At 76.8% G+C, this 17,610-nt stretch carries 18 protein-coding genes, 1 pseudogene and 1 riboswitch; of the genes and pseudogenes, 6 read left to right on the forward strand and 13 right to left on the reverse strand.

The window, feature by feature from the left end; genetic code table 11:
* The 6 genes and pseudogenes from EDJALFJO_RS35395 to EDJALFJO_RS07000 form a co-directional block, all read right to left on the reverse strand.
* Positions 1 to 197 (reverse strand): hypothetical protein (locus EDJALFJO_RS35395; protein ID WP_233149723.1); only part of this gene is annotated, 197 nt, incomplete at its 3' end.
* A 33-nt stretch (positions 198 to 230) separates the two neighbouring features.
* Positions 231 to 1,205, reverse strand: coding sequence for a hypothetical protein (locus EDJALFJO_RS35400; RefSeq protein WP_088283565.1), 975 nt, complete (start codon positions 1,203 to 1,205; stop codon positions 231 to 233).
* Positions 1,206 to 1,350: 145 nt separating this feature from the next.
* Positions 1,351 to 2,472 (reverse strand): annotated as a pseudogene (locus tag EDJALFJO_RS36310) (glycosyltransferase); the annotation flags it as partial.
* Positions 2,469 to 3,701 (reverse strand): lipopolysaccharide biosynthesis protein, encoded by a 1,233-nt coding sequence (locus tag EDJALFJO_RS06990; RefSeq protein WP_088283567.1) that lies wholly within the window; start codon positions 3,699 to 3,701, stop codon positions 2,469 to 2,471. The pseudogene EDJALFJO_RS36310 and the gene EDJALFJO_RS06990, both read right to left, overlap by 4 nt.
* Before the next feature lie 103 nt (positions 3,702 to 3,804).
* Positions 3,805 to 5,004 (reverse strand): glycosyltransferase family 4 protein, encoded by a 1,200-nt coding sequence (locus EDJALFJO_RS06995; RefSeq protein WP_088283569.1) that lies wholly within the window; start codon positions 5,002 to 5,004, stop codon positions 3,805 to 3,807.
* Between the two features lie 10 nt (positions 5,005 to 5,014).
* Positions 5,015 to 5,878: a glycosyltransferase family 2 protein gene (locus EDJALFJO_RS07000; RefSeq protein ID WP_369812499.1), complete on the reverse strand. Its 864-nt coding sequence runs from the start codon at positions 5,876 to 5,878 to the stop codon at positions 5,015 to 5,017.
* Between the two features lie 259 nt (positions 5,879 to 6,137).
* Between EDJALFJO_RS07000 and EDJALFJO_RS07005 the strand changes: the two genes are divergently transcribed.
* Positions 6,138 to 6,779 (forward strand): RNA polymerase sigma factor, encoded by a 642-nt coding sequence (locus EDJALFJO_RS07005; RefSeq protein ID WP_158220320.1) that lies wholly within the window; start codon positions 6,138 to 6,140, stop codon positions 6,777 to 6,779.
* Positions 6,772 to 7,707: a hypothetical protein gene (locus EDJALFJO_RS07010; protein WP_088283573.1), complete on the forward strand. Its 936-nt coding sequence runs from the start codon at positions 6,772 to 6,774 to the stop codon at positions 7,705 to 7,707. Before EDJALFJO_RS07005 ends, EDJALFJO_RS07010 begins: the two co-directional genes overlap by 8 nt.
* Positions 7,708 to 7,750: 43 nt before the next feature.
* On the opposite strand, the gene EDJALFJO_RS07015 is transcribed toward EDJALFJO_RS07010, so the two are convergent.
* Genes EDJALFJO_RS07015 through EDJALFJO_RS07025 form a run of 3 tightly spaced genes read right to left on the reverse strand, consistent with a single transcriptional unit; the run spans position 7,751 to position 10,947 of the window.
* The gene (locus EDJALFJO_RS07015; protein WP_088283575.1) at positions 7,751 to 8,557 is read right to left on the reverse strand and encodes an energy-coupling factor transporter transmembrane protein EcfT; all 807 of its coding nucleotides are present in this window, start codon (positions 8,555 to 8,557) and stop codon (positions 7,751 to 7,753) included.
* Positions 8,554 to 10,158, reverse strand: a complete 1,605-nt coding sequence (locus tag EDJALFJO_RS07020) for an ABC transporter ATP-binding protein (RefSeq protein ID WP_088283577.1) — start codon at positions 10,156 to 10,158, stop codon at positions 8,554 to 8,556. Before EDJALFJO_RS07020 ends, EDJALFJO_RS07015 begins: the two co-directional genes overlap by 4 nt.
* Positions 10,159 to 10,947, reverse strand: a complete 789-nt coding sequence (locus tag EDJALFJO_RS07025; protein ID WP_088283579.1) for an ECF transporter S component — start codon at positions 10,945 to 10,947, stop codon at positions 10,159 to 10,161. It abuts the gene before it with no gap.
* 54 nt (positions 10,948 to 11,001) lie between these two features.
* Positions 11,002 to 11,106, reverse strand: a riboswitch (TPP riboswitch).
* Between the two features lie 71 nt (positions 11,107 to 11,177).
* On the opposite strand from EDJALFJO_RS07025, the gene EDJALFJO_RS35955 reads away from it, so the two are divergent.
* Positions 11,178 to 11,312, forward strand: a complete 135-nt coding sequence (locus EDJALFJO_RS35955) for a hypothetical protein (protein WP_255392546.1) — start codon at positions 11,178 to 11,180, stop codon at positions 11,310 to 11,312.
* 27 nt (positions 11,313 to 11,339) lie between these two features.
* The gene (locus tag EDJALFJO_RS07030; RefSeq protein ID WP_088283581.1) at positions 11,340 to 11,618 is read left to right on the forward strand and encodes a DUF4235 domain-containing protein; all 279 of its coding nucleotides are present in this window, start codon (positions 11,340 to 11,342) and stop codon (positions 11,616 to 11,618) included.
* Here EDJALFJO_RS07030 and EDJALFJO_RS07035 read toward each other — a convergent pair.
* Positions 11,567 to 12,055 (reverse strand): hypothetical protein, encoded by a 489-nt coding sequence (locus EDJALFJO_RS07035; protein WP_088283583.1) that lies wholly within the window; start codon positions 12,053 to 12,055, stop codon positions 11,567 to 11,569. The genes EDJALFJO_RS07030 and EDJALFJO_RS07035 overlap by 52 nt on opposite strands.
* A gap of 128 nt (positions 12,056 to 12,183) precedes the next feature.
* On the opposite strand from EDJALFJO_RS07035, the gene EDJALFJO_RS07040 reads away from it, so the two are divergent.
* On the forward strand, positions 12,184 to 12,882 hold the full coding sequence (locus EDJALFJO_RS07040) for an SDR family NAD(P)-dependent oxidoreductase (RefSeq protein WP_088283585.1): 699 nt from the start codon (positions 12,184 to 12,186) through the stop codon (positions 12,880 to 12,882).
* Between the two features lie 123 nt (positions 12,883 to 13,005).
* Here EDJALFJO_RS07040 and hutI read toward each other — a convergent pair whose 3' ends face one another.
* On the reverse strand, positions 13,006 to 14,199 hold the full coding sequence (gene hutI, locus EDJALFJO_RS07045) for an imidazolonepropionase (RefSeq protein ID WP_088283588.1): 1,194 nt from the start codon (positions 14,197 to 14,199) through the stop codon (positions 13,006 to 13,008).
* A 90-nt stretch (positions 14,200 to 14,289) separates the two neighbouring features.
* Between hutI and mmuM the strand changes: the two genes are divergently transcribed.
* Entirely contained in the window at positions 14,290 to 15,249 is a 960-nt protein-coding gene (gene mmuM / locus EDJALFJO_RS07050; protein WP_088283590.1) for a homocysteine S-methyltransferase, read from the forward strand.
* A 16-nt stretch (positions 15,250 to 15,265) separates the two neighbouring features.
* Here mmuM and EDJALFJO_RS07055 read toward each other — a convergent pair whose 3' ends face one another.
* Both EDJALFJO_RS07055 and EDJALFJO_RS07060 read right to left on the reverse strand, forming a co-directional pair.
* A complete protein-coding gene (locus tag EDJALFJO_RS07055; RefSeq protein ID WP_088283626.1) occupies positions 15,266 to 16,339 on the reverse strand; it encodes an Atu2307/SP_0267 family LLM class monooxygenase in 1,074 nt (357 codons plus the stop codon).
* Complete coding sequence (locus tag EDJALFJO_RS07060) at positions 16,339 to 17,610, reverse strand: MFS transporter (RefSeq protein ID WP_088283592.1); 1,272 nt, start codon at positions 17,608 to 17,610, stop codon at positions 16,339 to 16,341. The genes EDJALFJO_RS07055 and EDJALFJO_RS07060 overlap by 1 nt, the downstream gene beginning before the upstream one ends.

A 17,610-nucleotide genomic window follows, 5' to 3' on the forward strand; every position in this document is an offset into this window, starting at 1 on the left:
GCGCCCGCCCCCGCGTCGTCCCCGCGGCCGGCCGCCGGCGGCGCGCCCGAGGTCGCGGTCCTCACGTCGGTCGTCGGCCGGGACGCGGTCCGTGCGCTGAAGGCCTGGCGCCGCGAGCACGGCGCGGGCGCCTCGATGAACGCCACCGTCATGGCCGTCGTCCGGGCCGCGCTGCTCGCCGAGGGCGTCGACCTCACCGACGGCCTCACCGTCGCCTACGACGACCGGCTCTACCTGCCGCGCGGGGCGGCGGCCCGCGGGAACCTCGTGAGCGCCGTCCGGCTGCAGCCCGCCGACGCCACCGACCCGGCGTCCGTGCACGGCGCGGTGCAGGCCGCCATGCTCGCCGGCCGGCCGCTCCTCGCGCTCGCGGCCGGCTCGGCCACGGCGGCCCTCGCCCGCCGCCCGCAGTGGCCGGCCCGCCCGGCCCGCGGCGGCTCGGCGGACCTGTCCTTCGCGTGCGTCCGCGTCGACCGGGTGCTCCCGCCGCGGCTGGTCACCGACCTCGAGGGCGACGTCGCGCTCGTCTGCGTGACGACCCCGTCCTCGCAGGCGTCGGTCGCCGTGATGGTCCTCGACATGGGTTCGGAGCTCCATCTGACGCTCACGGTGCACAGCCCGCTCGTCGACGTGACGGCGGCCCGGCGCGCGGCGGGCACGGTGCGCAGCGCCGCGAGGCTGCCGAACCGGTGGCGCAGGGCCGCGGCCAGCGGCCGGTCGACGCCGGCACCGGCGTGCGTCCAGAGCCGGCCGTCCGGGTCCGGGCCGCTGACGAGGGTGCGGAGGATCCCGAGCACGGTCATCGCGTCGCCCCAGGCGTGCGGGATCGTGAAGCCGACCAGGCCCGCACCGCCGTCGGTCGTCTCGTGGGCGAAGACCCGCACCGTCGGGCCGGTGGTGCCCGCGGCGACGAACGCCCGGGCCGCCTCGGCGGCCGCCTCGCGGTCCCGGCCGGGCAGCGCCTCGACGACGAGCGCCTCGGCGCGGGCGAGCGCCTCCTCGGCGTCGGCCGCGGGCCGCCACGCGTCGGGCCGCTGCGGGTGCGCGGTCCGGAAGAGCGCGCAGCCCGGGTCGGCCTGCGCGGTGGCCCGCAGCACCTCGCGCACCGTCTCGACGCCCGACGGGTCCGCCGTCGAGACGAAGACGGTCGTGTTGAGCCCGAGCCAGATCCGGTCCCGGCCCGGCATGGTCTCCCAGCCGTTCATGCCCCACCCTTCCGGCGGCCGTGGCGGTCGCCGACACCTCGCCCGCGGCGGCGGCCGCGAGCACCTCCTCGACCCGGGACGTCGCCCGGGCCACCGTGAACCGGTCGGCGACCTGGCGTCCCCGCCGGCCCATCCGGGCGCGCAGGTCCGGGTCGCCGAGCAGCGTGTCGATCGCGGTCGCGAGCGCCGCGACGTCGCCGGGCGGCACGAGCAGGCCGCTGCCGCCGTCCTCGACCTGCTCCGGGATGCCGCCGACCCGGCTCGCGACGACAGGCGCCCCCATGAGCTGGGCCTCGGTGACCGTCATGGGCAGCGGGTCGGGCCACACCGATGGTGCGACGACGACCGCGGCACGGGCCATCGCGGCCATCACCGCGGCGTGCGGCACGTCGTGGTGGACGACGACGTCCGGCCCGAGCTCGGCGTCGGACGGCGTGTCGACCTGCCGGGTGCCGATGAGCACGAGCCGCGCCGGCCGCTCGAGCCGGCGGAACGCCTCGAGCAGCACGTGGACGCCCTTCGCCCGGCTCAGCGCCCCGACGAAGAGGACGACGTCGCCGTCCGGCAGGGCGGGCGGCGCGGTGTGCCGGGCGAGCAGCGGCAGCCCGTCCGGGACGAACGAGCCGAGCACCTCGACCGGCCGGCCGGTCACCGGGGCGACGACCGGGTCGAGCCGGCGCGCGACGTACTCGCTCACCGCGGTGACGTGCGCGTGCCGCAGCAGCGGCCGGCTCGCGCGCAGCCCGACCGCCAGCGCCGCCGAGCGCGGCAGGCCGTACTGGGCGCTGCCGCAGAGGATGCAGGCCCGCAGGTCCGGGCCGGCGCAGGGCGTCCCCTCGCGGGTCATCGTCTTGCGGTGGCACGCGAGGCCGTAGTCGTGGGCCTGGACGACGACCGGCACGCCGAGCGAGCGCGCGACGGGCAGCATGGAGAGCACGTTCCACGAGTGGGCGTGGACGACGTCCGGCCGGGTCTGCTCGACGATGCGGCGCATCGCGCGCATCATCCCGGGGTCCGGCGCGGTGGGGTGGAAGGGCCGGTCGGCGCTGGCGTAGAACGGTTTCAGCAGCGTGTGCTGCCAGCCGGTGACCCGGTGCACGACGGCACCGTCGGTCTCGAGCCGGCCGGCGGGTGCGCTGCCGGTGGCGCCGGTGACGACGTCGACGGTGTGGCCGCGGTCGGTGAGGGACCCGGAGAGGATCTCCACGAACCGTTCGAGGCCGCCGATGACCGGCCAGTACAGGTCGGTGAGCTCGAGGATCCTCATGAGACCTCCTGGGCCGCAACGGGTCCGGCGGCGGGCGCGCGGAGCACCCGGACGACGTCCCGCAGGCTCGCGAGCATGCCGAGGCTCTGCGCGAGCGCCCAGGCGTACCCGACGCCGACGATCCCGACCCGGGGTGCGAGGACGACGGTGCCCGCGATCGTCACGACGGCCATCCCGAGGTTGAGGGTCGCCGACCGGGCGAGCCGGCCGGTGGCCCGGTAGACGCCGACGGCGACGTTGTTCACCGCGTCCGGCAGCGCCGCGACGACGAGGACGACGAGGAGCAGGTAGCCCTCGCGGGCGTAGTCCTCGCCGATGACCGACAGCGCGAACCGGCCCCCGACGAGCATGAGGACGGCCGGGCCGACGAGCAGGATCCCGATGAGCCGGGCCGCCTTGCGGGTCGCGACGGGCAGGTCGGCGCCGCGCGCGCCCTCGGCGAACAGCGCCGACGAGACCGCCGGCGCGACGATGAAGAACAGGCTGCCCATGAGCCAGGTCAGCGCGAAGTACGCGTTGTCCACCGGGGTCAGCAGGGCCGCGACGAGGGTCGGCAGCACGTACGGCGTGAGGACGCCGCCCGCGCTCGTCAGGTGGTGCCCGGCGGCGCTGCGCAGGCCCGAGAGCCCGGGCCGGACGAACCGCGGCCGGCCCGGGGAGAAGCCGGCCCGGGGCAGCTGCCACGCGAGCGTCGCGACGCAGCCGAGCGTCGCCGACGCCGCCCACGCGACGAGGATCGAGCGCGGCCCGCCGAACGCGGTGAGCGCGAGGCCGCCGAGCATCCCGAGCTTGAGCAGGCTGATCGCGACGTTCTGGGTGGACAGGAGCTGGGACCGGCGCAGCGACACGAACGTGTACATGAGCACGTTCATGACGCTCCAGGCGGCGCACCCGACGACGAACGCGACCGTGCCGGTCACGGTGTCGACGGCGGGGCCGACGGCGTCGGTGCCGCGGCCGACGGCCACCGCGACCGCCGCGACGACGGCGGAGACCGAACCGGTGAGGGCGAGCGCCGTCCACAGCCGGGCGCCCCAGCCGTCGGTGCCCTCGTACCGGGGCAGCCGCTCGATCGTCAGCGCGGCCGGGCCGAGGTGGACGACGAGCGACAGCGCCGTCGCGAGCGAGACCGCGGCGTTGCCGACCCCGACCTCGCCGGCCGCCCAGCGGTGCGCCGCGAGCGCCCAGAACACGTACCCGAGCCCGCCCGTGAGCACCGTCGCGAGCATGATGTGCAGGCTCGAGTGAACGAGCGCCCCACCCTCCTGCCCCGCACTTACTAGCGCGTCTGACCCACTTTTCGGGTCATACGCGCTAGTAACTGCGGGGGTGTCACTCCGGGCTGGCACGGTTGGCCTCCTCCCGGCCGGGGGGCGTCCGCGGGGGGCCGGGGACGACGCCGTCGGCGATGCGCAGGTCGAGGACGACCTCGACCTCCTCGTCGGCCGGGCCGGCGGGGCCTCCGACGGCGCTCCGGTAGACGGCCTCGAGCTGCCGGGCAGCGCCCTCCCACGTCGGCAGGTCCGGCGCGGCGGCCGGGGCGACGTCGGACAGGGCTCGGACGACGGCCCCCGCGAGGGCGACCGGGCCGCCGTCCGCGGGCCACAGCCGGACCCCGCCGCCGACGAGCGTGGCGACCTCGGTGTGCGCGGGGATGTCGCTCGCGACGGCCCGGCAGCCGGCCCCGACGCCGTCGAGCAGCGCCATCCCGAACGCCTCGCGGGACGACGGCTGCACGCAGACCCGGGCCCGGAGCAGGAGGGCGTCGAGCTCGGCGTCGCTCACGGTGCCGGCGAAGGTGATCCGGTCGGCGAGCCCGAGACCGGCGGCGAGCGTCTCGAGCTCGGCGCGCTGCGGGCCGGCGCCGACGACGACGCAGCGCCACGGGCCGTTGACCATCGCGAGCGCGCTGACGAGGACGTCGACCCGCTTGTACTCCTCGAGCCGGGAGACGCAGACGACGAGCGGCTCGCGCCAGTGCGCGGGCAGGACCTGCGAGGTGTCGAGCGGGCGCACGCCGTTCGGGACGACGCGCACCCGGCCGCGCTGCTCCGGGAACGTCGTGACGAGGTGGTCGGCCTCGGCCCGGCTCACACAGACGACGGCCGCGGCCAGCCGCAGCGCCGACCGGACGAGCGGGCGGTAGACGAGGTGCGCGAGCCGGGCGAGCGTCCCGTGCCCGTCGCCGTGGAAGTGCGTCGTGACGACGACAGGACGCCGGCACCGGCTGCGGAGCACCGCGAGCGGCAGCGGCGAGTGGTAGTTGTGCACGTGGACGACGTCGTGCTCGGCCGCGAGCGTGCGCACCGTGCGGCGCAGCCGGCGGGCGACGAGGAACGGGCCGACGACCCGCCCCGGCACCCGGAGCACCTCGACCTGACCCGCGCGCGGGCCGCTCGCCGTCCGTGCGTCGAGGCTGAGCACCGTCACCGAGTGGCCGCGGGCGACGAGCGCCGCCGACAGCGCCTCGACGTGCCGCTCGACGCCGCCCGGCGTCGGCGGGTAGGCCGGCGTGACCTGGAGGACCCTCACCTGCCCTGCCTCAGGAGGTCAGGTCCCCCGCCCGGGCACGCGTGCGAGCACGCGTGACCCGGACGGGGGCCTGGGAGCGCCGGGCCGCCACCCGGCGCCGCTCGGTGAGGATGGTGCGGAGCACCCGCAACCCGTCGCTCACGGCGTTGAGGTTGCTCACGCCGTGGATGCGGGGCCACTCGACGCTGCCCACCTCGGTGAAGCGCGCACCGGCCGCCGCGAAGCGGACGGTGAGCATGGTCTCGATCTCGAAGCCGTCGCCGTTGACCGACGTCCCCGCGGGGATCGACGGGTCGACCGTCGCGGGCAGGTCGAGGACGGGGAGCATGTCCGCCCAGAAGGCGACGTAGCCGTAGCAGAGGTCGCTGTGCCGGGCGCCGTAGAGCACCCGGACCGCGAGGTTGAGGCCGGCGTTGCCGAGCCGGCGCACCCGGGTGATGTCGTGACTGCTGCCGCCGTGGCCGAACCGGGTGCCCTTGGCGACGTCTGCGCCGGCGACCAGGGCCGCGACGAACGCCGGGATCTCGCCCGGGTCGGCGGAGCCGTCGGCGTCGAGCATGACGACGATGTCGCCCGTCGTCGCCTCGAACCCGCAGGCCAGCGCGTTGCCCTTGCCGCGGCGGGTCTGGTGCACGACCCGGATCGACGGGAGCACCTCGCGGGCGACCTCGACGGTGCCGTCGACCGAGCCGCCGTCGACGAGGATCACCTCGTGGAGGCCCTCGGGCAGCCGGGTGAGCACGTGCGGGAGGTTGCGGGCCTCGTTCCGGGTCGGGACGACGACCGTCACCCGCGGGGCCGCCGAGCGGTGCGGGCCGTCGGCGACGGCCGCCCGGTCCGGGGGCGCAGCCTCGGTGTCGACGCTGTGTCCGATATGTGGCACGTGGAGCTCCTGAAGTCGCGATGGTCGTGCGGTCTCCAGGCTGCGGTGCCGGGACCCCTCCCTCGTCCCCTCCCCGGGGACACGGCGTCAACACACCCCACCAACGCAGATTGTTTCATCGACAGTTGGTGAGATCTGCGTCTCCAAGCGGGTGACGTCTCGGTGAAACGTGACGCTGCGTCAATGGGTGTTGGTACGAATGCCGTACCGGTTCGGGTACGGAGGGGGCGCACAGGTGCGGGGAGAGCGCGTGACGGCGGTGGTGGCCGAGCCGCTGCTCGGCGACGCCGAGCGCCTCGACTCGCGCGTCGCGCCGGACGCCGTCGACCTCGACGCGGCGGACGACCTCGAGGCCGCGGGCGACGCGGCGACCGGGTGGTCCATGCGTGACGAGCGCGGCTTCGTGACCTTCTACGAGACCTCCTACGCGCGGATCGTCGGCCAGATCCTCGTCGTCGTCGGCTCGCGCGCCGAGGCCGAGGACATCACCCAGGAGGCCTTCATCCGGGCCGCCGCCCGCTGGGACCGGATCTCGGAGTACGACGCCCCGGAGGCCTGGGTGCGCCGGGTCGCGATGAACCTCGCGATCAACACCGTGCAGCGCACCCGGCGCCGCACGCTCATCCTCATGCGCGGCCACCGGGAGACCACGGCCCCGGAGCCGAGCATCGAGCGGGTGGCCCTCGCCGACGCGATGGCCCGGCTGCCGCTGCGGTACCGGGCCGTCATCGCGCTGCACTACATGGCGGACCTGTCCGTCCAGCAGGTCGCCGACGAGCTCGACCTGCCGCCCGCCACGGTCCGCACCCGGCTCGCCCGCGGCCGCCGCCGCCTCGCCGAGCTGCTCGACGACTCCCTCGAGCCGTCGCCCGGGGAGGTCACGGGTGCCTGACACCACCCCCGGCGACGACGCCGGACCGGCAACGACGCCGGACCTCGGCGTCGCCGCCTACCTCGAGGCCCGCAGCCACGCCGAGGACGCCGTCGTCCGCGCCGCCTTCGACGACCTGCGCGAGCGGGTCCGGGCCGAGGTGAAGCCGCCGCCCGTCGGTCTCGTCGTGCGCAGGGCCCGCCGCACCCGGGCGCTCGCCGCCGGCTCGAGGGTCGGCGTCGCCGCCGCTGCCGCCGTGCTCGTCATGGGGACGGCGGTCACCCTCGTGAGCCGCGGGCCCGGCGCGGACGACGCCACGACCGTCGCGACGGACGGCGCCGCGACCCGCTCGGCGTCCGCCGCACCGCCGACCACCGACGCACCGATGACGCCGCCGACGCCGGCCCCGGCCGCCACGGCGACGAAGACGCTCGTCGTCACCGTGACCCCGCCGGCCGCACCGCGGACCGGGACCCGGACCCGCACCCCGTCCGGCACCAGGACGTCCGCGACCCCGGGCACCACGGGCAGCGCCGCACCGCCCCCACCTGAGCCGACGTCGTCCGGCCCGTCGACCGAGGTCACCGTCTACCTGTGGCAGGGCACGCAGTACCCCGCGTGCCTGTCCCAGTACGCCGTGACGCGGCGGGTGCCCGGGACCGGTGGCTGGGAGAGCGCGGTCCGTGCGGCGCTCGCCGGGGCGACCGCCGACGAGCAGGCCCGCGGCTACGTGTCCCCGTTCGGCCCCGGCGTGCAGGTCCAGGTCGACGAGGGGAGGCACACCGTGGACTTCTCGTCCCGGGCCGTCATCTCCGACACCGTCCCGGGCTGCCGCACCTCGCTCGAGCAGATCGTCAGCCGCACCGCGCACGACGCCGGGCACTCCGCGGACGTCCGGCTCGAGGGCTCCGCGGTCACGTGGCTCACCTGGAAGCTGGGCCTGAGCTGATCCTGAGCTGATCCAGAGCTGATCCGGGGCCGGGCGGCACCGGTCAGGCGAGGAGCAGCTCCCAGGTGCCGGCCGCGACGCCCGCGGCCGTCGCGGCCGCCGCGATCGCGACCCCGCCTGCGACGACGACGGCGTCGGCGGGGCCGAACCGGCTGGGCCGGGCCCAGGTCCGGTGCGTCACCGCGCCGAAGCCGCGGGACTCCATCGTCGTCGCGAGCACCGTCGCCCGGCGCAGCGCGAGCACGAGCAGCGCGAAGACCCGGGCGACCGCGTCCCGGACCCGGCCGACCGGGCCGCCGTCGCCGAGCCCGCGGGCCCGGCGGGCTGCGGTGAGCGCCTGCCACTCCTCGGCGAGCACGCCGAACAGGCGCATCGCCGCGAGCGCCGACAGCACGAACCGGTGCGGCAGCCGCAGCCGCTGCGCCAGGGCGTCGGCGAGGTCGGTCGGGTCGGTCGTCGCGAGGAGCACGACGCCGGGCAGCCCGATGGCGAGCACCCGCAGGCTGATCGCGACGCCGGCCTGCAGGCTGCCCTCGGTGACGGTGACCGGTCCGGCCCCGACGAGGACCGCCCCGGCGTCGACGCCGAGCAGCGCCGTGGCGACCCCGGCGGGGACGGCACCGGCGAGCAGCACCCAGCCCCGGCGGAGCAGCCCCCGCGGGCCGACGCCGCACCACGGCAGCGCGAGCAGCTCCAGGCCGAGCGCGGCGCCGGCGGTCACCGGGTCGACCGTGAGGAGCAGCGCGAACGCGACGAGGCTCGCCACGGCGAGCTTGGCGACCGGGTTGGCCCGGGCGACCGGCGCCCGCAGGTCGACCCCGACCGGGGCGTCGAGCGCGGGGGCGGTCATGCCGCCCCGACCGGCACCGGCGCCGGACGGCCCTGCGCGAGCCGCAGGACGTCGTCCGCGAGGGCCTCGACGAGCCGCTCGTCGTGGGTCACCGCGACGACGCCGGTGCCCCCGGCGACGAGGTCGGCGAGCAGGTCGACGAGCTCGGCCCAGGTGCGCGAGTCCTGCCCGAAGGTCGGTTCGTCGAGCACGAGGAGCCCGGGGCGGGTCGCGAGCACGGTGGCGACGGACAGCCTGCGCTGCTCGCCTCCGGAGAGCGTGAAGGGGTTGGCCCGGGCGAGATGCCCGAGCCGCAGCCGGGTGAGGAGCTCGTCGACCCGGCGGGCGGTCTCGGCCTCCGGGACGCCGGTGCGCCGCGGCCCGACGGCGAGCTCGTCGGCGGCCGTCGCCGCGACGAACTGGTGCTGCGGCTCCTGGAAGACGGTGCCGATCCGGCGGACGAGCTCACGCGGCCGCCAGGCCGCCGGGTGCGGCGACCTGACGCCGTCCGCGAGCCGGCCCCGGGCGGTGACCGTGCCCGCGGCCGGTGCGACGAGCCCGGCGAGGGCGAGCGCGAGGCTCGACTTGCCCGCGCCGTTCGGGCCGACGACGCACGTCGTCCGCCCGGCGTGCAGGTCGAGGTCGACGTCGGCGACGGCGGAGACGGCCCGGCCGGGCCGCCGCACGGCGACCCCGCGCGCCTCGAGCAGCACGTCCCCCGCACCGTGATCCGCCGTCGTCGACCCGGTCCCGGGTGCGGACCCGGGATCCGGTCGATCGGTGCGGATCTTCGCGGGGGCGAGGCGCCCGGCGACCGGGAGGTGGCCGGGGACCCAGACCCCGGCCGCGGCGAGCGCGGCGCCGCGGGCGCGCAGGACGTCGTCCGGCGTGCCGTCCGCGACGACACCGCCGCCCGGTTCGAGGACGACGACCCGGTCGACGAGGTCGAGCCACGGCCCGACGCGGTGCTCGACGAGCACGCACGTGGCACCGGTCGCGGCGAGGACGGCGGTGACCGTCTCGCGCAGGAGCACCGCGCCGTCCGGGTCGAGCATCGCCGTCGGCTCGTCGAGCAGGAGCAGCCCGGGCCGCAGCGCGAGCACCCCCGCGAGCGCGAGCCGCTGCCGCTCCCCGCCCGACAGCCGCGACGTGAGGTGCCCGCGGCCGTACGGGAACGCGACCCCGGCGAGCGCGGTGTCGACGCGCTCCCAGATCCGGCCGGGCGGCACGGCGTGGTTCTCCAGGCCGAACGCGACGTCGTCGCCGCACCGCGCGAGCACGGTCTGGGCGAGCGGGTCCTGCAGGAGCAGCCCGCTGCGCGCCTGCCCGGCCCGGACGCCGTCCACCCGCGCCGTGCGGGCCGGGACGCCGTCGAGCAGGAGCGCGCCCTCCTCGTCGCCGGTGCCGTCGTCCGGACCGGTGCCCGGGTCGAGCAGCCCGGCCAGCCCGGCGAGCAGCGTCGACTTGCCGGAGCCGCTCGGGCCGAGCAGCAGCACCCGCTCGCCCGGCGCGACGTCGAGGTCGACGCCCCGGACCGCCCAGGCCTTGCGCGCGGAGTGCCGCCACCCCCAGGCCCGGGCCCGGGCCCGGACGGCGACCGGCTCGGTGCGGGGGTCGGCCACTCAGACCCGCTCGGCCGTGCGGCCGGACGCCAGCGGCGCGAGCGCCCCGGTCCGGGCCAGGGCCTTCGTCAGGTACGCGGAACCGACGCCCGCGATCACCGCCCCCGAGAGCATCGCCAGGGCGACGTACACGATCTTGTAGCCGGCGGAGAAGGTCGGGTAGTAGATGAGCGAGTCCATGAGCCCGACCGCGACCCCGGCGCCGAGGCCCGCCCCGATCGCGGCCCCGAGACCGAACCGGCGGTAGAGCAGGACCGCGAGGACGAACTCCGCGCCGAGCCCCTCCACGAGGCCGTACCAGACCGTCGCGAAACCCCACTGGTTGCCGATGAACGCCGAGATCGTCGCCGCGACGAGCTCGGTGTAGACGGCGGCGCCGGGCTTGCGGACGACGAGCCCGCCGAGCACGGCCGGCAGCAGCCAGACCCCGACGAGGACCGCCGACGCCGGCGGGTAGAACGCGAGCGCGCCGGAGGCCGCGGGCCAGACGGCGACGTTCCAGACGGCGAAGAGCAGGCCGCCCGCGACCCCGAGCACCGAGGCGACGACGAGGTCGACGACGCGCCACGTCGTCCGGGTCAGGACGGCGGCGGCGAGCGCGGTGCCGGCGAAGGCGACGAACAGCGCCGCGGGCAGGGTGAGGTCGGCGAGCGGGGTGCCGAACAGGCTCACCGAGGCGGGCAGCCCGACGAGGTAGACGGCCAGGCCGAGGGCGGCGGCGGCGCCCGTGGCCGCCACGACGCGGGGGTCGCGCGCAGGCAGGTTCGATCGCGGGTCGGTGGTGCTCATGTGGTCCTCCCGAAGAACTTCAGGAGGGGAGCCGGGGGCGTCTGACGCCACCGGCCGAGAAACGGCTCGACTCCCTTCGCCGGCATGACCCGGATCAGGTTCGAGGGTCTGCGGTCGCCCGCACTCTCAGCGCCGTCCGGCGCTCCCCTGTCGCGCTTCGACGTTAACACCGCATCTCCGGAAGCGCACGGGGCGGGTTCCTCTGCGAGGCTGTGCGGATGCTCCTGCGCATGCTCCGCGAACCCGGGACCGGCCGGCCGGCCCCGTTGGCGCGGCTGCTCGCGCTCGTCCTCGTCCTCGGGATGCTCGGGATCTCCGTCCCGGTGCTCCTGCCGCTCGTCGGCTGGCTGCTCGCGCTGCTCTAGACCGCGGCGTGCGGCAGGATCATCCCCATGGGTGCACTCGCGTGGAAGGTGCTCGGCACGGGATCGGCCGTGCTCGCGGCCTCGCTGGCGCAGAAGGGCCTCGAGGCCACGTGGCGGATGGCGACCGGGACGCCGCCGCCGACCATCCCCGAGGACCCGGACACCGACTGGGGCGAGGCCGTCGCCTGGGCGGTGGCCTCCGGCGTCGTCATCGGCGTCGCCCGGCTCCTCGCGACCCGGCGGGCCGCGAACTACTACCGACGCTCGACCGGCGCGCTGCCCAAGGCGCTCGTCCGCCGCGCCTGAGCGGTGCACCCCGGCCGGCGCCGGAGCATGACCCGGGTCGCGACGCTGCGCGGCTGCGGCCGGGCGGGGAAGGACGCGACGACGTCGCAGCTGAACGGCGCGTCCGGGACGACGACCCGGTAGCCGACCTGGTGCTCGCCGAGCGGGCGCGTCCGGCGCAGCGGCATCCCCTGGCCGAGGGCGTCCTCGAGGTCGTGCCGGGTGATCTCGGGCGTCGCGAAGGTCAGCGTCAGGGAGCGGAACCGGCCCTGGACGACGGACACCTCGCCGCGCGTCGTCCCCGGCGGCGCCGGCTCCATCCGGCCGACCCCGCGGACGTACGACGCCGGTGCCGTCCCGACGCCGAGCACGGCGACGACGCGCAGCGGGTCGACCTCGGCGAGCCGGCACAGCCGGACGCTCCAGACCGTGAGCTGGACGAGGTCGAGGGTCCTCATGCGGCGCCTCCCCCGTTGCGCGACAAGGTGTCCCGGGCGGGCCGGTACGCCGGCCCTCTCGTCAGGGTAGGCGTGCGACTCCCGGGCGTCGACCGTGCCCGGCGGTGCCTGCTGGCACGATCGGGTCCATGAGCAGGACGGCGGTCGTCACCGGCGCGGCGGGCGGCCTCGGCCGCGCCGTCGTCGCGGACCTGGCGACGCACGGGTGGGACGTCGTCGCCGTCGTCCGGGCGGGCGGGGCCGCGCTGCCCGACGGCCCCGCCGGGGTCACCGTCGTCGAGGGCGACGTCCGCACCGACCTCGCCGGCCCGCTGCGGGCCGTGCTCCGCGGGCGCGCGGTCGACCTGCTCGTCAACAACGCCGCCACCGGCACACCGGCCCGCCCGGTGCTCACGGAGATCGACCCCGCCGAGCTGCTGCGCGTCGTCGACGTCAACGCGGTCGGCCCGCTGCGGCTCGTCCAGGCCCTGCTGCCCTCGCTGCTCGCGGCAGCCGACCCGTTGGTGCTCAACGTGTCGAGCCGCCTCGGATCGGTCGCCGACCAGGCCGCCGGCGGCTACCGGCACCTCGGCACGAGCTACGCCTACCGGGTCTCCAAGGCAGCGCTCAACATGCTGACGACGTGCCTCGCGGGCGAGCTCGACGGCCGGGTCCGGGTCTGGTCGGTGCACCCGGGCGTCCTCGCGACCGGCATGGGCCAGGCCGGCGCGACGACCCCGCCCGAGGAGGCCGCAGCCCGGCTGCGCCGGCTCGCGACGTCGTCCGACCGGACGTCGCCGCGCTTCGTCACGCTGGACGACCCCGGCGGGCCCGACCTCGCCTGGTGACGCTCGTCCCCGGGCATCCCCTGCGTCCGTGCAGCCGTCGGTGCATGGATCCGGGTGTCGGGACACCCGCGCCCGTGCACCCGTGGCTGCACGGGTACGCGCCGGCACCGGCTCAGCCGCCCGTCAGCGGACGAGCACCGGCTCCGGGACGCCGCCCACGACGACCCCGACGACGAGCGGCACCCCGGGCCGGTACGCGAGGTGCACGAAGGACGGTGCGTCGAGCACCGCGAGGTCGGCGCGGGCCCCGGGCCGGACGACACCGACGTCGGTCCGGGCCAGGGACGCCGCGCCGCCGGCCGTCGCCGACCAGAGCGCCTCGGCCGGCGTCATCCGCATCTCCCGCACCGCGAGCGCGACGCAGAACGGCATCGACGACGTGTACGAGGAGCCGGGGTTGCAGTCGGTCGCGAGCGCGACGGTGACCCCCGCGGCGAGCAGTCGGCGCGCGTCCGGGTACGGCGAGCGGGTCGAGAACTCGGCGCCCGGCAGCAGGGTCGCGACGACGCCCGCGTCCCGCAGCGCCGCGACGTCCGCGTCGGCGAGGTGGGTGCAGTGGTCGGCCGAGACCGCCCCGAGCTCCGCCGCGACCTGGACCCCCGGCCCCTCGCCGAGCTGGTTCGCGTGCACCCGCACGAGCAGGCCGCGTGCCGCCCCGGCCCGGAGCACCGCCCGGGCGGCGTCGGCGTCGAAGGCGCCGCGCTCGCAGAACACGTCGACCCAGCGGGCGTGCGGTGCGCAGGCGTCGAGCATGGGGCCGGTCACGAGGTCGACGTAGCCGGCCGGGTCGTCGGCGTACTCCGGCCCGACGACGTGCGCGCCCAGGTAGGTCGTCTCCGGCGTGAGCGTGCGGGCGACGGCGAGGCTGCGGGCCTCGTCGTGCGCGGTGAGCCCGTAGCCGGACTTGATCTCGACCGTCGTCGTGCCCTGCCGCCGCATCTCGGCGACGAGCCGGGACGCGTTGGCGTGCAACGCCTCGTCGCTCGCCGCCCGGGTCGCGGCGACCGTCGTCCGGATGCCGCCCGCGGCGTACGCGGTGCCGGACATCCGCGCCTCGAACTCGGCCGCCCGGTCACCGCCGAACACGAGGTGCGCGTGCGCGTCGACGAACCCGGGGACGACGGCCCGGCCGCCGAGGTCGAGCACGGTGTCCGCCGCGGGCGCCGCGGCGGCCGGGCCGACCCAGGCGACGGTCGCGCCGTCGACGACGACGGCGGCGTCCCGCACGACGTGGACGGGCGCCGGGCCGGCGCCCTCGGCGTGCGGGTCGTTCGTCACGAGCTCGCCGATACCGGTGAGCAGGAGCGCAGGGGCCATCCCCGCACCGTAGCCACTGCGACGGCCACTGCGACGGCCACTGCGCCGACCACTGCGCCGACCCCTGTCGCCGCCCGGGATGATGGAGGCATGGCCCGGACCCCCTCAGCCCCCCTCGCCGACGCCCTCGCCGCCGGCCCGGTCGTCCTCGACGGCGGCCTGTCGACCCAGCTCGAGGCGATGGGCCACGACATCTCCGGAGACCTGTGGTCCGCGGTGCTCCTGCGCGACGCCCCGGACGCCGTCCGCGCCGCGCACGGGGCCTTCGCCGCGGCCGGGGCCCGGGTCGCGATCACGGCCTCGTACCAGGCGACGTTCGACGGCTTCGCCGCCGCGGGCATCGACCACGCCGAGGCCGAGCGGCTCATGCGGCTGTCGGTGCGCCTGGCCCGGGAGGCGACGGACGCCGCGTTCCCGGCCGGCGGCGGCTGGGTCGCCGGGTCGGTCGGCCCGTTCGGGGCGATGCTCGCGAACGGCGAGGAGTACACCGGCGCGTACGTCGACCCGACCTGGGCGGGCCGCACCGGCGGCGGGCTCACGGCGGCCGAGCTGACCGCGTGGCACCGCCCGCGGATGGAGGTGCTCGCCGACGCCGGTGCCGACCTGCTCGCCTGCGAGACGGTGCCCGCCGCGGCCGAGGCGGAGGCGCTCGTCGCGGCGCTCGACGCCCTCGGCGTCCCGGGCTGGATCTCGCTGACGACCTCCACCGGCCCGGACGGCGTCGCGCGCACCCGCCGCGGCGAGGACGCGGCGTCCGTCTTCGCGCTCGCGAAGGGGGTCGACGCCGTCGTCGCCGTCGGGGTCAACTGCACCGACCCGGCCGGGCTGCCGGCCGCGATCGAGGCGGCCGCCGCGGCGGGCAAGCCCGTCGTCGTCTACCCGAACAGCGGCGAGACGTGGGACGGCGCGGCCCGGGTCTGGCGCGGCACGCCCGACTTCGCCGAGGACGACGTCACCGCCTGGGTCGCCGCCGGCGCCCGGCTCGTCGGCGGCTGCTGCCGGGTCGGCCCGGCGCAGGTCGCCGGCATCGCCGCCGCGCTCGCGCCCTGACCCTGGACGGCGCCGGTCAGGCGCTGCGCCGAGCGATCTCCTCGCGGACGACGGGCGCGACCTTGGTGCCGAACAGCTCGATCGAGCGCAGCACGGCCGCGTGCGGCATCGTCCCGAGCGCCGTCTGCAGGTTGAACCGGGTCATCCCGAAGATCTCGTGAAGGCGCAGCAGCTTCTCGACGACCTCGTCCGGGCTGCCGACGAGCAGGTGTCCGCGCAGCGTCCGGCCCTCCTCGTAGGCCTCGCGGCTCATCGGGGCGAAACCGCGCTCGCGCCCGATCCGGCCCATCGTCGTCGAGTACGGGCCCCAGAACGTGTCGGCGGCGGCCTGCGAGGTGTCCGCGACGAGGCCGTGCATCCCGACCCCGAGCGGCAGCGGGTCGTGGTCGCTGCGGCGGGCGGCCTCGCGGTGCAGCTCGGCGAACGGCGCGAACCGCTCGGGCTCGCCCCCGATGATCGCGAGCATCATCGGCAGGCCGAGCGCGCCGGCCCGGACCACGGACTGCGGCGTCCCGCCGACGGCGATCCACACCGGCAGCTCGGTCTGCACCGGCAGCGGCCAGATCCGTTGGCCCGCAAGGGCTGCCCGGTGCCGGCCCTGCCAGGTGACCGGCGCCGGGCCGCCGTCGGACGGCGCCGCACCCGTGCCGGCGGCTGCGGCGGCGTCACGCAGGTCGAGGAGCAGGTCGAGCTTCTCGGTGAACAGCTCGTCGTAGTCGCCGAGGTCGTACCCGAACAGCGGGAACGACTCGACGAACGAGCCGCGCCCGGCCATGATCTCGGCCCGCCCGCCGGAGACGAGGTCCAGCGTCGCGAACTGCTGCCAGACCCGGACCGGGTCCTCGCTGGAGAGCACCGTGACCGCCGTCTGCAGCCGGATCCGCGACGTCCGGGCCGCACCGGCGGCGAGCGCCACGACGGGTGCGGACGCGAGGTAGTCGGCGCGGTGGTGCTCGCCGAGGCCGAAGACGTCGAGCCCGACCTCGTCGGCGAGCACGATCTCCTCGACGAGGTCCGTCATCCGCTGCGCGTGCGCGGCACGGCCGCCCGCGGGGTCGACGTCCGCGAAGGTGTACAGCCCGAGTTCGATCACCCGGCCAGCCTCTCATCCGCGAGGACCGCGACCGGCCGGCGGTCCGCGGTGACGTCGTCCGGGCCCGCCGCGACCGGCCGCGACACCCGGCCCTGCACGCCGCGCCACACCACCGGCAGGGACGCCGTGAGCAGCGCGGACACGACGGCGACGGCGACGAACGGTACCCACGGCGCGATCGCGAACAGCCCGCCGGAGACGGCCGCCGACGCCGCGATCGCTGCGGTCTGGATGCTCGCGAACAGGCCCATGGCCCGGCCGGCACCGGCATCCGGGGCGGCCTCCGCGAGCAGGGACTGGGCCGCCGGCATCGCCATCGCGACACCGACCGACTCCAGCGCCCCGAGGCCGATGAGCCAGGGCAGCGACGAGATGAACGGGTAGATCACCGCGAAGACGATCGACGAACCGATCGCGCCGATGACGAGCACCCGCCGGTCCCGGTGGTCGGCGAGCCAGCCCGCGAGCGGGGTGACGACCACGAACGGGATCGCCCAGAGCGTCCAGGACAGGCCGATCTGCCACTCGACGGCGCCGCGGTGGTCGAGCAGAAGGGTCCATGTCGCGTCGTACACGCCGGTGAGGACGCCGCCGACGACGGCCGCGACGAGCACCCCGACGAGGACGCGCCCGCGCCGGCCGGTCCAGTCCAGGCGGGCGGCCGCGGCGTCCGCCGCCTCGGCGGCACCGGTCGGCCGCAGCCGGGCGAGGAGCACCGGGACGCCCGCGAGCAGCGCCCCGAGCGAGGAGACGACGAACAGCTCGGCCATGTTCCGCAGGCCGACCAGCGTGCCGAGGATCGGGCCGATCGCGACGCCGGCGAGCTCACCGCCGTAGACGGCGGCGAAGGCCCGGCCGCGCAGGTCCGCGCGGACCGAGCGGGCGACGAGCGCGAGCATCGCGACCTGGGCGCCGCCGGCGAACGCGCCCTGCAGGCCCCGCAGCACGAGGTAGCCGGGGCCGCTCACGTCGAGGAGGAAGCCGAAGCTCGCGACGGCGTAGCCGACGAGCCCGACGAGGAGCACGGTGCGGTGCCCGATCCGGTCGCTGAGGCGGCCGGCGAGGTACTGCGCGACGAACGCGCCGACGAAGTACGCGGCCATGACGGCGCCGATGAGGCCCTCGGAGCTGCCGCGGTCCTTGAGGAACAGCGGGAGCAGGGGCAGGACGGCGGCGGCGCCGGTCCACTGCAGGAAGCTCGCCGTGGCGAGGGCCGCGACGACGGCCTTCGGCGACGACGCCACGGGGGCGGAGGTCTGGGAGCTCAT

The sequence above is a fragment of the Kineosporia sp. A_224 genome, from assembly GCF_002198655.1.
Classification (GTDB): Bacteria; Actinomycetota; Actinomycetes; order Actinomycetales; family Kineosporiaceae; genus R-H-3.

Bases quoted from the DNA above. Each gene is read 5' to 3' on its own strand.
- EDJALFJO_RS35400 (WP_088283565.1), bottom strand. From the start codon at position 1,205: ATGAACGGCTGGGAGACCATGCCGGGCCGGGACCGGATCTGGCTCGGG.
- EDJALFJO_RS06990 (WP_088283567.1), bottom strand. From the start codon at position 3,701: ATGCTCGCGACGGTGCTCACGGGCGGGCTCGGGTACGTGTTCTGGGCG.
- EDJALFJO_RS07015 (WP_088283575.1), bottom strand. From the start codon at position 8,557: ATGACCGCCCCCGCGCTCGACGCCCCGGTCGGGGTCGACCTGCGGGCG.
- EDJALFJO_RS07025 (WP_088283579.1), bottom strand. From the start codon at position 10,947: ATGAGCACCACCGACCCGCGATCGAACCTGCCTGCGCGCGACCCCCGC.
- EDJALFJO_RS35955 (WP_255392546.1), top strand. From the start codon at position 11,178: ATGCTCCGCGAACCCGGGACCGGCCGGCCGGCCCCGTTGGCGCGGCTG.
- EDJALFJO_RS07030 (WP_088283581.1), top strand. From the start codon at position 11,340: ATGGGTGCACTCGCGTGGAAGGTGCTCGGCACGGGATCGGCCGTGCTC.
- EDJALFJO_RS07035 (WP_088283583.1), bottom strand. From the start codon at position 12,055: ATGAGGACCCTCGACCTCGTCCAGCTCACGGTCTGGAGCGTCCGGCTG.
- EDJALFJO_RS07040 (WP_088283585.1), top strand. From the start codon at position 12,184: ATGAGCAGGACGGCGGTCGTCACCGGCGCGGCGGGCGGCCTCGGCCGC.
- hutI (WP_088283588.1), bottom strand. From the start codon at position 14,199: ATGGCCCCTGCGCTCCTGCTCACCGGTATCGGCGAGCTCGTGACGAAC.
- mmuM (WP_088283590.1), top strand. From the start codon at position 14,290: ATGGCCCGGACCCCCTCAGCCCCCCTCGCCGACGCCCTCGCCGCCGGC.
- EDJALFJO_RS07060 (WP_088283592.1), bottom strand. From the start codon at position 17,610: ATGAGCTCCCAGACCTCCGCCCCCGTGGCGTCGTCGCCGAAGGCCGTC.